At 67.7% G+C, this 13,814-nt stretch carries 11 protein-coding genes; 4 read left to right on the forward strand and 7 right to left on the reverse strand.

Annotation, left to right across the window (positions count from 1 at the left end):
- Position 1: 1 nt before the first annotated feature.
- The 4 genes from AC1DSC_RS12390 to groL all read left to right on the forward strand — a co-directional run bounded on the left by AC1DSC_RS12390 (position 2) and on the right by groL (position 5,946).
- Positions 2 to 1,609 (forward strand): phospholipase D family protein, encoded by a 1,608-nt coding sequence (locus AC1DSC_RS12390; RefSeq protein ID WP_012746270.1) that lies wholly within the window; start codon positions 2 to 4, stop codon positions 1,607 to 1,609.
- Positions 1,610 to 1,675: 66 nt separating this feature from the next.
- Entirely contained in the window at positions 1,676 to 3,781 is a 2,106-nt protein-coding gene (locus AC1DSC_RS12395; protein WP_012746269.1) for a TonB-dependent siderophore receptor, read from the forward strand.
- 191 nt (positions 3,782 to 3,972) lie between these two features.
- Positions 3,973 to 4,263 carry a co-chaperone GroES gene (locus tag AC1DSC_RS12400; RefSeq protein ID WP_012746268.1) on the forward strand — a complete coding sequence of 97 codons (291 nt, stop codon included), beginning with the start codon at positions 3,973 to 3,975 and terminating at the stop codon, positions 4,261 to 4,263.
- A 30-nt stretch (positions 4,264 to 4,293) separates the two neighbouring features.
- Entirely contained in the window at positions 4,294 to 5,946 is a 1,653-nt protein-coding gene (groL, locus tag AC1DSC_RS12405; RefSeq protein ID WP_012746267.1) for a chaperonin GroEL, read from the forward strand.
- Between the two features lie 74 nt (positions 5,947 to 6,020).
- Here groL and xylB read toward each other — a convergent pair whose 3' ends face one another.
- From xylB to AC1DSC_RS12440, 7 genes are all read right to left on the reverse strand, one after another.
- Positions 6,021 to 7,496 (reverse strand): xylulokinase, encoded by a 1,476-nt coding sequence (gene xylB / locus AC1DSC_RS12410; protein ID WP_012746266.1) that lies wholly within the window; start codon positions 7,494 to 7,496, stop codon positions 6,021 to 6,023.
- Positions 7,497 to 7,541: 45 nt separating this feature from the next.
- Complete coding sequence (locus AC1DSC_RS12415) at positions 7,542 to 8,480, reverse strand: AraC family transcriptional regulator (protein WP_026284346.1); 939 nt, start codon at positions 8,478 to 8,480, stop codon at positions 7,542 to 7,544.
- 13 nt (positions 8,481 to 8,493) lie between these two features.
- Positions 8,494 to 9,462 (reverse strand): carbohydrate kinase family protein, encoded by a 969-nt coding sequence (locus AC1DSC_RS12420; RefSeq protein WP_012746264.1) that lies wholly within the window; start codon positions 9,460 to 9,462, stop codon positions 8,494 to 8,496.
- Between the two features lie 20 nt (positions 9,463 to 9,482).
- Positions 9,483 to 10,154 (reverse strand): transaldolase family protein, encoded by a 672-nt coding sequence (locus AC1DSC_RS12425; protein WP_012746263.1) that lies wholly within the window; start codon positions 10,152 to 10,154, stop codon positions 9,483 to 9,485.
- A 348-nt stretch (positions 10,155 to 10,502) separates the two neighbouring features.
- On the reverse strand, positions 10,503 to 11,291 hold the full coding sequence (locus AC1DSC_RS12430; protein WP_012746262.1) for an L-iditol 2-dehydrogenase: 789 nt from the start codon (positions 11,289 to 11,291) through the stop codon (positions 10,503 to 10,505).
- Complete coding sequence (gene dalD / locus AC1DSC_RS12435; protein ID WP_041945447.1) at positions 11,288 to 12,679, reverse strand: D-arabinitol 4-dehydrogenase; 1,392 nt, start codon at positions 12,677 to 12,679, stop codon at positions 11,288 to 11,290. The genes AC1DSC_RS12430 and dalD overlap by 4 nt, the downstream gene beginning before the upstream one ends.
- A gap of 82 nt (positions 12,680 to 12,761) precedes the next feature.
- Positions 12,762 to 13,799 (reverse strand): ABC transporter ATP-binding protein, encoded by a 1,038-nt coding sequence (locus tag AC1DSC_RS12440; RefSeq protein ID WP_012746260.1) that lies wholly within the window; start codon positions 13,797 to 13,799, stop codon positions 12,762 to 12,764.
- Positions 13,800 to 13,814 lie beyond the last annotated feature (15 nt).

Genomic DNA, 13,814 nt, shown 5'->3' on the forward strand with positions numbered 1-13,814 from the left:
CATGCTCCACAAGTTCCTCGCCTCTTTGTTCCCCGCGCTGCGCGGCCTGGCGCTTTGGCTGGTGGCCGCTGGCATCGCCGGGGTGCTCGCAGGCTGCGCCGGCCTGCCTCCGCGCACGCCCGAGCCGCCAACGCTCTCGATCGCCGCCTCGCCCTCCACCGCGCTCGGCCGCGCCGCGGCCAGCCTGGACACCGCCGCGCACGATGGGCTGTCGAGCATCCGGCCGCTGGTGGAGGCTTCCTTTGCGCTCGATGCACGCTTCGAGCTGATGCGGCGCGCGCAGGCCTCGCTGGACGTGCAGACCTACCAGCTCGGCAACGACAAGACCGGCCGCCTGCTGCTGCGCGAACTGCGAAATGCTGCGCGCCGCGGCGTGCGGGTGCGCCTGCTGCTCGACGACTTCTACACGACCGGCATGGACCGCCTGCTGCTCGGCCTGGCCGCGGAGCCCAATGCCGAGGTCCGGCTGTTCAACCCCTTCGTCAACGCCCGCGACCACTCGGCCACGCGCTGGCTCGAGTTCTTCGGCGATTTCCGCCGGCTCAACCACCGCATGCACAACAAGCTCTTCGTGGCCGATGGCGCCATGGCCATCGCGGGCGGGCGCAACCTGGCCGACGAATACTTCCTGCGCAGCGAGGATGCCAACTTCATCGACTTCGAGCTCCTCATGGCGGGCCCCGTGGTTCCGGAAGCCGCCCGCATCTTCGACACCTACTGGAACAGCGAGGTGGTCTACCCGCTCCAGCGGGTTGCCGGCGCCAGCGGCACGCCGGAGGCCCTGAAGTCGGAATTCGAAGCCGCCACCTCGGCGGTCCACGCCCCTGCGCCGGCCGCGCTTCAGGGCACCGACGTGATGGGCGACCCGCCGCTCGGCGTCCAGCTGGCCGACATCGGCCGCATGAAGTGGATGCGCGCCGACGCCCATGCCGCGGCCGACAGCCCCAACAAGGCGCTGGGCATCCTCGCATCGCCCGCCGAATCGCTCGCTGCGCGCTTCCATGAGATGACCGCCACGGCGCGCTCGGACGTGGTGGTGATCTCGCCCTACTTCATTCCCGGCGACGAAGGCATGGCCCGCATCCGCGAGGGCCGGGCGCGCGGCGTGCGCATCAGCGTCATCACCAATTCGCTGGCCGACAGCGACGAGCCGCTGGTCAACATCAACTACAACCGCTACCGCGTCGACATGCTGAAGCTGGGCGTGAACCTGTACGAGGTCAGCACCCAGCAGCTCAAGCGCAACCGCCAGCTGCGCAGCCTGCTCAAGAAGGCGCGCGGCCGCCTGCATGCCAAGCTCGCGCTGGTCGACCGCGAGTGGGTGCTGCTCGGCTCGATGAACCTCGACCCGCGCTCGGCGCGGCTGAACACCGAATTCGGCGTTCGCGTGCGGAGTTTCGAGCTGACCCAGGCACTTCTGTATGCCTACCAGCTGGACGACATCGAGGGCGTCTACCGCGTCGTGCTGATGCCCGACGGCGAGAACGTGCAATGGATAGGCACCGGCGACGTGGACAACGAGGTGCTGGACAGCGAGCCCGATTCGAGCCTGCTCACGCGGCTGCAGCTGCTGCTGTTCTCCTGGTTCGTGCCGACCGACCAGTTGTAGCGGACGTCTACAATAGGTAATGAGAGTTATTCTCATTAACTGTAAATAAAACGTCAACAAATTGCAATGAGATTCCGCATCCGGTCGTCACGCATCGCCTTTGCCTTGCTCCCCCTCGCTTCCATTTCCCCGCTCTCCATGGCACAAGGCACCGGCAACGGACAGCCGGACCCGGCGAGCACATCGCTGCCCGAAGTGCATGTGGTCGCCGAGCCCGAATCCGGCGGCTACAACCCCACGACCAGCAGCGGTGCCACGCGCACCAGCACGCTGCTGCGAGAGGTGCCGCAGTCGGTGCGCATCGTCTCCAGCCAGCTGATCGAGGACATGGGTGCAACGCGACTGGCCGACACGGTGGATCTTGTGAGCGGGATCACGCGCCTCAACGACTTCGGCGGCACCTGGGACAACTTCGGCATCCGCGGGTTCAGCAGTACCGACATGGGATTCCTGGTCAACGGTTTCCCCGGATCGCGCGGCTACAACCCGCCGCGCGACACCGCCACGGTCGAGCGCTTCGAATTCCTCAAGGGGCCGGCGTCGGCCATCTACGGCAGCAGCGAGCCGGGCGGCACCATCAACATCGTCACGAAGAAGCCGGAGTTCACGCGCCGCAACACGGCCGACTTCAGCATCGGCAGCCAGGGCCTGCGCCGCAGCACGCTGGACAGCACCGGCGCGCTGAGCCGGAACGTGGCCTACCGGCTGAACCTGGCGGTGGAGGAAGGCGACAGCCGAAGCGACCTGCTGAGCAACAGGCGCACCCTGGTGGCACCCGCGCTGACCTGGGTCATCGACGACAAGACAGTGCTCAACTACGAGTCCGAATTCCTGCGTTCGAAAACGCCGCTGGACCGCGGGCTGATCAATGTTCGCGGCCTGCTCGGAACCTTGCCGCGCGACCGTGTGCTCAATGAGCCCGACGACGGCAACATGACGCTCACCAGCAATACGCACCAGCTCACGCTGGACCGCCAGCTGTCGGAAAACTGGCGCGCGCGCATCGGTGCGAGCTACAAGGAAAGCACCTTCTCCGGCAACTACACCGAAGCGACTTCGCTCGCCAGCGACAACCGGACGCTCAACCGCCGCGCCACCTGGCGCCAGCTGCCGTCGCGCGACACGTCCTTCCAGGCGGAGCTGGAAGGCAAGTTCGCGACCGGCGCCCTGGCCCACACGCTGCTGGTCGGCGTGGAAGCGTCCAGGCTGTGGATGAACACCGAAATCCTCCGCTCGGGCAACTACCCGATCGACATCTACCAGCCTGTCTATGGCAAGCCCCGGCCGCCGCTCACCTCGCTCACCTCCAGCTCGGACGAGCACCAGCGCGCGAGCGCGGTTTTCCTGCAGGACCAGATCAGCCTTTCGCCGCAGTGGAAGCTGCTGGTGGGCGCCCGCTACGACCATTTCAGGCAGCGCATCGAGGACCGCGTGAACCGCAACAGCGCCCAGAAGCATGATGCTGTTTCGCCGCGCGCCGGCCTCACCTACCTGCCGAACGACTGGAGCTCCTGGTACGTCTCGGCCGGCAAGTCGTTTCGCGGCAACAGCGGCACCGACAAGAACGGCCAGGCCTTCGATCCGCAGCGTTCCACCGCGCTGGAGGCCGGCCTGAAGCTGCAGACGCCGGACCAGCGCCTGGGCGCCAACCTGGCCGTGTTCGACATCAAGAAGACCAACGTGCTGACGGCCAGCGACACGCCCGGCTTCTCCGTGGCGGCCGGCGAGGTCAAGAGCAGCGGCTTCGAGGCAGACGTCTACGGCCAGATCGACAGGAACTGGCGGGTGAGCGGAAATTTCGCCTATGTCGACGCCCGCATCTCGAAGGACGCAACGCTGGCGCCCGGCACGCGCATCGTGAACATCCCGAGGACGAGCGCCGGCCTGTTCGCCATCCGCGAGGATGCGCTGGCCGACGGCAGCCGCTATGGCGTGGGTGCCGGCATCAACTACGTGGGCAACCGTTCGGGCAACAGCGCCGACACCTACTCGCTGCCGGCCTACACCACCGTCAAGCTGGTGAGCTTCTGGCAGATCAACAAGACCGCCCGCGTGTCGATCGACGTGCACAACCTCTTCAACCGGAACTTCTACACCGCCTCGTGGGGCAACCTGTACGTGATTCCGGGCGCCAGGCGCAGCGTCGTGGCCAGCCTGAAGCTGGACCTCTGAAGCCCTCGCGACCAAAAACCGAGCGCAGTTACAGCCCGGCGGGCCGCCCCGGCCTTGAAAGTCCGCCGATTGCCCTTATGATTAGCACTCGCTGCTGACGAGTGCTAACAAGGCCTCGCTTCCAGTCGATGGGCCGCCGGCCTTTTCCGCCGGCGCCCGACCACAACCCCGTTTCTTATCCAGGAGATGCAATGAAACTTCGTCCTTTGGCCGATCGCGTGATCGTCAAGCGTGTTGACAGCGAAACCAAGACCGCCTCTGGCATCGTCATCCCCGACGCAGCCGCCGAAAAGCCCGATCAGGGTGAAGTCCTGGCCGTCGGCCCCGGCAAGCGCACCGAAAAGGGCGACCTGACCGCACTGACCGTCAAGGTCGGCGACCGCGTCCTGTTCGGCAAGTACAGCGGCCAGACCGTCAAGGTCGATGGCGACGAACTGCTGGTCATGAAGGAAGACGACCTCTTTGCCGTGGTCGAGAAGTAATCAATTCATCCCTATTCGGAGTAATAAAACATGGCAGCAAAAGACGTAGTCTTCGGCGGTGAAGCCCGCGCACGCATGGTCGAGGGTGTCAACATCCTCGCCAACGCCGTCAAGGTGACCCTGGGCCCCAAGGGCCGCAACGTGGTGCTCGAGCGCTCGTTCGGCGCCCCCACCGTCACCAAGGACGGTGTGTCGGTCGCCAAGGAAATCGAACTCAAGGACAAGCTCCAGAACATGGGCGCCCAGCTCGTGAAGGAAGTGGCCTCCAAGACCAGCGACAACGCCGGTGACGGCACCACCACCGCCACGGTGCTGGCCCAGGCCATCGTTCGCGAAGGCTTCAAGTACGTGGCCGCCGGCATCAACCCGATGGACCTGAAGCGCGGCATCGACAAGGCCGTGACGGCCCTGGTCGAAGAGCTGAAGAAGGCTTCCAAGCCCACCACCACGTCGAAGGAAATCGCTCAAGTCGGCTCGATCTCGGCCAACAGCGACGAAACCATCGGCAAGCTCATCGCTGACGCGATGGACAAGGTCGGCAAGGAAGGCGTGATCACCGTGGAAGACGGCAAGTCGCTGGACAGCGAACTCGACGTCGTCGAAGGCATGCAGTTCGACCGCGGCTACCTGTCGCCCTACTTCATCAACAACCCCGAGAAGCAATCGGCGCTGCTCGACAACCCCTTCGTGCTGCTGTTCGACAAGAAGATCAGCAACATCCGCGACCTGCTCCCCACGCTGGAACAAGTCGCCAAGGCTGGCCGTCCGCTCCTGATCATTGCCGAAGAAGTCGAAGGCGAAGCCCTGGCTACGCTGGTGGTGAACACGATCCGCGGCATCCTGAAGGTCGTGGCCGTGAAGGCACCTGGCTTCGGCGACCGCCGCAAGGCCATGCTGGAAGACATCGCCATCCTGACGGGCGGCAAGGTCATCGCTGAAGAAGTGGGCCTGACGCTCGAAAAGGTGACGCTGGCCGACCTGGGCCAAGCCAAGCGCATCGAAGTGGGCAAGGAAAACACCATCATCATCGACGGTTCGGGCGCTGCGGCCGACATCGAAGCCCGCGTGAAGCAAGTGCGCGTGCAGATCGAGGAAGCCACGAGCGACTACGACCGTGAAAAGCTGCAAGAGCGCGTGGCCAAGCTGGCCGGCGGCGTTGCAGTGATCAAGGTCGGCGCTGCCACCGAAGTCGAGATGAAGGAAAAGAAGGCACGCGTCGAAGACGCCCTGCACGCCACCCGCGCTGCAGTGGAAGAAGGCGTTGTGGCCGGCGGCGGCGTGGCTCTGCTGCGTGCCAAGCAAGCCGTGGGCGACAAGGTCAAGGGCGACAACGCCGACCAGGACGCCGGCATCAAGCTGGTGCTCAAGGCCATCGAAGCGCCCCTGCGCGAAATCGTGAACAACGCCGGCGGCGAAGCCTCGGTGGTGGTGAACGCCGTGTTGGCCGGCAAGGGCAACTACGGCTTCAATGCCGCCAACGACACGTACGGCGACATGCTCGAGCTGGGCATCCTGGATCCGACCAAGGTGACCCGCACCGCGCTGCAGAACGCAGCATCGGTGGCTTCGCTGCTGCTGACGACCGAAGCCATGGTCGCCGACGCACCGAAGGAAGAAGCCGGTGCCGGCGGCGGCATGCCCGACATGGGCGGCATGGGTGGTATGGGCGGCATGGGAATGTAATTTCCCGGCTGAGCTCTATTGCTCACCAAAACGAAAGGGCCGCGAAAGCGGCCCTTTTTCATTGCGCGTACGAATTAACGGAACTGGTCGCGCAGCGCCGTATAGAGCGCCCGGAAGCGCGCATGACGCGCCTTGTGCCCATCGGCACCTTCAAGCGAAGGCACCAGCTGTTGCTTCACCGGCGGCAGCGTGCACACCTCGGCCACGGTGCCGCCGTCAGCCAGCCAGGCAAGGCGGGCCGCGCCCAGCGCCCCACCCGTCTCGCTGCCCGCGTACAGCGTGAGCGGCAGCTCGAAGATATCGGCCAGCAGCTGGCCCCACCAGACACTGCGCGCGCCACCGCCCACCAGCGCCACTTCGCGCAGCGGCATGCCGGCCGGCAGGCGCAGGGTGTCGAAGCCGTCGCGCAGGCCGAAGCTCACGCCCTCGACCACGGCATAGGCGATCTCCGCCGGGCCGTGCGCATGCGTGAGCCCGAACAGCACGCCCTGCGCGTTGGGATTGTTGTGCGGGGAACGCTCGCCCGAAAGGTATGGCAGGAACAGCGGGCAGCGCGCGCGCTGCGCGGGCGCGACCGACGCTGCCGCTTCGAGCAGCGCGGCCTCGTCGGCGAACCGGAAGGCCTTGGCGGCCCAGCTCACGGCGCTCGCGGCCGAGAGCATCACCGACATCTGGTGCCAGCGGCCGGGCAGCGCATGGCAGAAGGCATGCATCGCCTGCGCGGGGTTGGGCAAAAAGCGGTCGGTCGAGACGAACACCACGCCCGAGGTGCCGAGCGACACGAAGCCCTGCCCCGGTTCCACCAGCCCCATGCCGACGGCGCTGGCGGCGTTGTCGCCCGCGCCACCGGCAATGAGCACGGCAGCGGCGCCGTTCCCCACGCCCCAGCGCGCGGCCAGCTCGGGCTTGAGCTGCGCCGACACTTCACTGCCCTCCACCAGCCGCGGCATGTGCCCGCGCGTGAGCCCGGCGGCCGCGAGCAGTTCGTCGGACCAGTCGCGCGCGCCGACGTCGAGCCACAGCGTGCCGGCCGCATCGGACATCTCGCTGACGGCCTCGCCGCTGAGCATGAAGCGCAGCCAGTCCTTGGGCAGCAGCACGCGCGCCGTGCGGTTGAAGATTTCGGGCTCGTGCTCGCGCACCCACAGCAGCTTGGGTGCGGTGAAGCCTGGCATCGCGAGGTTGCCCGCGATCTCGCCCAGCCGCGGCACGGCACGCGCAAGCGCCTCGCACTGCGGGCCGCTGCGCCCATCGTTCCAGAGGATGGCGGGGCGCAGCACCTCGCCCGCCGCATCGAGCAGCGTGGCGCCGTGCATCTGGCCCGACAGGCCGATGGCGCGCACGGCCGAGAGCGCTTCAGCATGCGCGCCGCGAAGCTCCGCCATCACCTGCTCCAGCGCCTGCCACCATTGGCTAGGCGCCTGCTCCGACCAGAGCGGCTCTGGCCTCTCGACCGTGAGCGGCGCACGCGCCACGCCGACGATGCGGTGGTCGCCGGCGAGCAGCAGCGCCTTGAGCTCGGACGTGCCGAGATCGAGTCCCAGATACAAGATGGTGCTCCCTGATTGGTGCCTTGAAAGCGCTTGGTGTGGGCATCAGCCGAACCGCGTGTCGGCCTGGCGCCTGAACTCGCTCGGGGTCATGCCCTTGATCTCGAGGAAGCGCCGGTTGAAGTTGGCCACGTTGTTGAAGCCGACCTGGTAGCAGATGTCGGTCACGTAGTGGTCGGTCTGCATCAGCAGGTGGCAGGCACTGTTGATGCGCACGCGGTTGACGAAGTCGGTGAAGCTGTTGCCGGTGGAGCGCCGGAAGAAGCGGCTGAAGCGGCTTTCGCTCATGCCGAGTTCGGCCGCCACGTCCGACATGGAGATCGGCTCCGCCATGTTGCTGGTGATGCGGTTGACGATGTCGTTGATCTGGTCGACCTGCGCATCGCCTTCGACGCCGTGCGCGCCCTGCATCTGCACGCTGGAGAGCAGCCGGTAGTCGGTGCATTGCGCGAGGTCGGCCATGAACTCGAGGAACAGCCCGAGCCGGCGCACGCCGCGCGCGGCCTTGATGTTGTCCCAGTGCGCCTGCGCCTGCTGCGACATGCCGAAGAACTCGATGCCGTGCCGCGCGCGCTCGAACAGCTGCATCACATCGCGCAGCTCCGGAATCTCGGCCGCGGCGCGCTCGATGGGCTCGTGGCGGAACTGGATCACCCGGTCGCGGCCCGCGGCGCCGCCTTCGGGCACGTCCAGCGAGATCCAGTTGTGCGGCAGCCGCGGCCCGCAGAGCACGAGGTGCCCGGGCTGGAACGGCCCGATCCAGTCGCCGATGAAGGCCTTGCCCGAGGTCTCGGTGATCAGGTGCAGCTCGTAGTCTTCATGGAAGTGCCACCGCACCAGCGGGCTCGGAAAGCCGTGCGCGAGGCAGCGCACCAGGCCGGTTTCGGGGGCCTCGTAGCCCAGCGACGGGGAGCGCGCGATGTCGCGCTCCAGCTCGGGTTGGCGCTGACGGGGAATCGAGCGTTTGCGTGTGGACGTTGTCATGGCAGCACGGGGGTCAAGGCCGGGAAGCGACGGCCTCATTGTCTTCCTGCGCCAGCGCGGCGTGAACCGCGTCGAGCGTGGGCGGATCGGCGCCTTCGCGGGTGCAGTTGAGGGCGGCGGCGGTGGCGGCGAAGCGCATCACCTCGCGCCAGGCGTCGTCGCCGAGCGCGCCGAGCCGGGCCGGGTGCTCGACGCCGTGCGCAAGCAGCGCCACCGAAAGCCCGGCCGTGAAGGTGTCGCCGGCGCCGATGGTGTCGACCACCTTGACCTGCGGCGCCGCCACGGCAAGCGGCGCATGCCCGGTGCGCCAGAGCGTGGCGCCCGCGCCGCCGCGCGTGACGATCACGGCATGCGCGCCGGCCTGGAGGCACTCCGCGGCCAGCGCATCGACCGGCTGGCCGGGGGCGAGCAGTTCCGCGTCCTCGTCGCTGAGCTTGACCAGGTCGGCCATGGCCAGCCAGCCCGTCACGCGCTCGCGGTAGGCGGCCATGTCGGGAATCAGGCTGGGCCGCACGTTCGGGTCGAACACGATCACGCGGCGCCCGGCGTTGGCCGTGACCAGCTCGGCAATGCGCGTGGCGGCCGGCTCCTGCAGCAGCGAGATCGAGCCGAAATGAAGGAAGCGGCACTCCGCCGGCAGCTGCGGCGGCGGCTCGGGCGCCCAGGTGGCATCGGCGCTGCCGCGCGTGTAGAAGGCGTAGCGGTTGGTCTCGGGCGTGCGCTCGACGAAGGCCAGCGTCGACGGCGCATTGCTGCGCAGGATGAAGCCGGTATCGACGCCGTTGCGTTCGAGAAAACGCATCAGCCGTTCGCCGAACAGGTCGGTCGACAGCTGCGTGAGAAAGCCGGTGGGCTGGCCCAGGCGCGCGCAGGCCACGGCCGTGTTGAGCGGCGAACCGCCCTCGTGGCCGAGGAACGCGAGCGCGCCGGCCTCGCTGGCGGTGAAATCGATGAGGGCTTCGCCCGTGAGTGCAATGCGCATGGTTCTCGGATTCTCTTCTGTCAGGGCAAGGCGCGCGCATCGGCCAGGAAGCCGCGCTCCGCGGCCAGCGTGGCGGGGTGGTCGAGCAGCTCGGCAAAGAGGCGCGGCGGAATCGTGATGGCGCCCACGCCCAGCGCCAGCAACGCAAGATAGGCCTCGCGCGAGCGGATGCTGGCGACCAGCAGGCGCGTGCCCGACGAAGGCCGCAGCGCCACCAGCGCCTGCATCTGCGCGATCAGCGCCAGCCCGTTGACGCCGGCATCGTCGAGCCGGCCGAGGTACGGTGCCGCGTAGGCCGCGCCCAGCTGCGCGGCAAAGTGGGCCTGCTCGGGCGCATACACGGCGGTCCAGGTGACGGGCACGCCCTGCGCGATGAGCCGCGCGCCGGCGTCGAGGCCCTGGCGCGTGGCGGGAATCTTCACGACCAGCTGGCCCCGGTCGAAGTGCGAGAGCAAGGCGGCCGCGTCTTCGAGCATGCCGTCGACTTCGCTGGAATACACCTGGGCCTGCACCTGGCGTGCGCCCAGTTCGATGCAGCGTTTCAGCAGACCGGGCACTTCGCCGCGGCCGATGCCGGCGCGCTTGAGCAGCGTGGGGTTGGTCGTCACGCCATGCACCACCGGATGCGGCAGGCAAGTCTTCAGTTCAGACAGGTCGGCGCTGTCCAGGTACAGATGGAAGTCTTCGGTCATGACTGTGCGTTCTTGGTGCTGCTGTTCTTGGTGCTGCTGTTCTTGGCGCTGTTGTTCAGGGCGTGTGCACAGATCACCGGGTACTCCCCTCCGCGAATGTCCCCCGCCCTTCGGGCTCCTCCTTTATTTCGCTGCGGGGAGCACCCGATGCTCTGTGCACTTGGGCACGTTCGTGGTGTATCGCTGATCAACGACTGCTCCGCGTAACGCTCCCGTCGATGGGGTGCCTTGCGCAGCGAAATCAAGGGGGAGGCCGAAGGCCGGAGGACATTCGCGGAGCAAGGTACCCCGTCGGCGGGAGCGCGCCCTGAATGACCCTCGCCGCGATAAGAAAAACAAGGCTTCATCTCAGCTCATGACATTACCGCCATCGACATTGAGAGTCTGCGCCGTGATGTAGCGCGCCTCGTCGCTGGCAAGAAACACGGCCGCGCCCGCGATGTCGGCCGGCACGCCCATGCGGCCGAGCGGCACCTCCAGGCCCACGCGGCGCTTCTTCTCGCCGGGCGGCAGCCCCTCGGCCTTGGCGAACAGGCTGTCGACATGGTCCCACATCGGCGTGTCGACCACACCGGGTGCAATGCCGTTGACACGGATGCCGTGCGGCGCCATGGCCAGCGCGGCGCTCTGGGTGTAGCTGATGACCGCCGCCTTGGTCGCGCAATAGTGCGACACCAGCGCCTCGCCGCGCCGCCCCGCCTGCGAGGCCATGTTGATGACCGACGCCCCCTGCGTGCCGGCCTCCACCATGTGGCGCAGCACGGCCTGCATCACGAAGAACATGCCCTTCACGTTGACCGCGAACAGCCGGTCGAACGAAGCCTCGTCGCTGTCGAGCAGCGGCGCCAGGTCGAACACCGCGGCGTTGTTGAACAGCGTGTGGATCGGACCGAAGGCGACCTGCGCCTCGGCCAGCATGTGCGCGATGGCCCGCGTGTCGGTCACGTCGGCCGCGATGTAGGCGAGCTTGTCGGGGTGCTGCTGCTGCAGCGCGCGCACCGCTTCGGGCGCCGCCGCGGCGCGGTCGATCACGCTGCAGCGCGCGCCTTCGGCAATGCAGGCCTCGGCCACGGCCAGGCCGATGCCGCCACCGGCGCCGGTCAGCAGCACGTGGCGGTTCTTCAAACGTTCGCTCATGTCGTTGCTCCAGGGTTCTTCAGGAAATTTGCCACGCGCGCGCTCGCTGCGCGCACCGCGCCTACCAGCCGCGCATCGCCCGCGGCGGCGCCCCACAGTGCCGGGTCGGCGCACAGCGCGAGCACCGGATCGGCGGCATCGCAGATCGCGTGCGCCACGGCCTCGTCCATGCCCTGGTCCTGGTAGGCATAGGGCAGCGCCCCGCGATGCCAGCGCTGCAGGAAGGCCAGGAACAGCGCGGGCAGCATCGCGACGCTGTCGATCGGCTGCCCCGCGGCCAGCCGCTCGCGCACCGTGGGCGCGATGAAGCCCGGGATCTTGGAAAAACCATCGGCCGCCACGCGCTGGTTGGTGTCGCGGATCGCGGGGTTGCCGAAGCGGTCGAGCACCACGTCGCGGTAGGCCGCGAGGTCGATCGGGCTCGGGCTGAGGCATGGGATCACGTCGTCGGTGACGTAGTCGAAGGCCATCTTGCGGATGGCCGCGTCGTGCGTGCCTTCGTGGATGAAGTTCAGCCCCGCCAGCGTGCCGGCCCAGGCGATGCAGCTGTGCGTGGCGTTGAGGATGCGGATCTTGGCCTCTTCATAGGGCTGCACCGATTCGACCAGCTCCACGCCCACGCGGCCCCAGTCGGGCCGGCCGGACGCGAAGTTGTCTTCGATCACCCACTGGATGAAGCTCTCGCCGGTGATCGCGGCCGCATCGTCGCGGCCCGTTGCGGTCTGCACGCGTGCGCGCAGCTCGGGCGGCGGGCGCGGCGTGATGCGGTCGACCATCGCATTGGGGCAGGCGGTGTTCGCCTGCACCCATGCCAGCAGATCGGCGTCGCCCGCGCGCTCGATGAATTCGAGCAGCCCGGCGCGGAAGCGGTCGCCGTTGTGGCGCAGGTTGTCGCAGTTGAGCAGCGTGACCGCGCCGGCCTGCGCAGCCTTGCGCGCACGCAGGATCGCGCAGACGGCGCCGTAGATGGTCACGCCCTCGCCGGGAGCATCGCCGCGCCGCGCGCGCTCGATGTCGGCTGCCAGATCGGCGAACGACAGGTCCAGCCGGCCCTTGGTGTCGAGGTAGTAGCCGGCCTCGGTCACGGTGAACGAAACGATGCGCGTGGACGGCGCGGCGCCGCGTGCGATCACCGCGGCCAGCGAGGGCTCCCACGGCAGCACTTCGCGGATGGCCTCGATCTGCTCGTAGCGGTACTCGCCGGCCGGCGACACGGTTTCGAGCGTGTAGCGCCCGCCCTGCGCCTGCAGCGCCGCGACGACCTCGGCCATGTCGGGCCTGATGTTGGCGCCCGAGAGCGACCAGCGGGTGTCGCCCGCATCGATCAGCCGCTGCAGGTAGACGGCCTGGTGGGCCCGATGGAACGAGCCGAGTCCGAGGTGAAGCACCACGAACTCCGAAGGAGCCGGGGGTGAGGTTGGCGCACCGAGAGGCGCTGCTGCGAGGGTCACGGGAATGTTCCGGAAGAAATCAGGCGGAGACCGAGCGGCCTTCGCGGTTGAACAAATGAAGCACCGACGGATCGAGCTCGACCGCCACGTCGTCGCCTGCATGCAGCGGCGTGCGCTCGTTCTGGCGCGCGATCAGCGGCACGCCGCCCACGTCGACGTGGATCAGCGTGTCGGCGCCCAGCGCCTCGATCAGCTCCACGCGCCCCGGCACGCCCGCGGGCGCAGCCTGCTTCGGATGCACGCGCAGGCCTTCGGGCCGCACGCCCAGGAAGCCGTCGCTCGGCAGGCGACCGCCGGTGGCGGCGGAAAAACTCGGAATGGCGCTTGCCGCCACCATGTTCATCGACGGCATGCCGATGAACTGCGCGACGAACTGGTTGGCCGGGTGGTCGTACAGCTCGAGCGGCGTGCCGACCTGCTCGATGAGCCCGTCCCTGAGCACCACCACGCGGTCGGCCAGCGTCATGGCCTCGACCTGGTCGTGCGTCACGTAGATGGTGGTGGCGCCGAGCGAGCGGTGCAGCTTGTGGATCTCGACGCGCGTGTTGCCGCGCAGCGCCGCATCCAGGTTGGACAGCGGCTCGTCGAACAGGAACACCTTGGGCGCGCGAACGATCGCGCGGCCGATGGCCACGCGCTGGCGCTGGCCGCCCGACAGGTCCTTAGGCGTGCGGTCGAGGTACTGCGTGAGGTTGAGCGTCTTCGCCGCGTACTCCACCTTGGTCTTGATCTCGTCCTTGGGCACGCCCGCGAGCTTGAGCGCGAAGGACATGTTGTCGTACACGCTCATGTGCGGATAGAGCGCATAGCTCTGGAACACCATCGCCAGGTCGCGCTTGCCCGAAGGCGCCCAGGTGATGTCCTTGCCGTCGAGCAGCAACTTGCCGCTGGTGATCGGCTCGAGCCCCGCAATGAGGCGCAGCAGCGTCGACTTGCCGCAGCCCGAAGGACCGACGAAGACGATGAACTCGCCCTTCTGGATCTCGAGGTCGACGCCCTTGATGATGTCGACGTCGCCGAAGCTCTTCTTGATGTCTTTGAGTTGCAGGTAGGCCATGGGGTGTCTCCCTTT

Source organism: Variovorax sp. 01N425, from assembly GCF_056399465.1.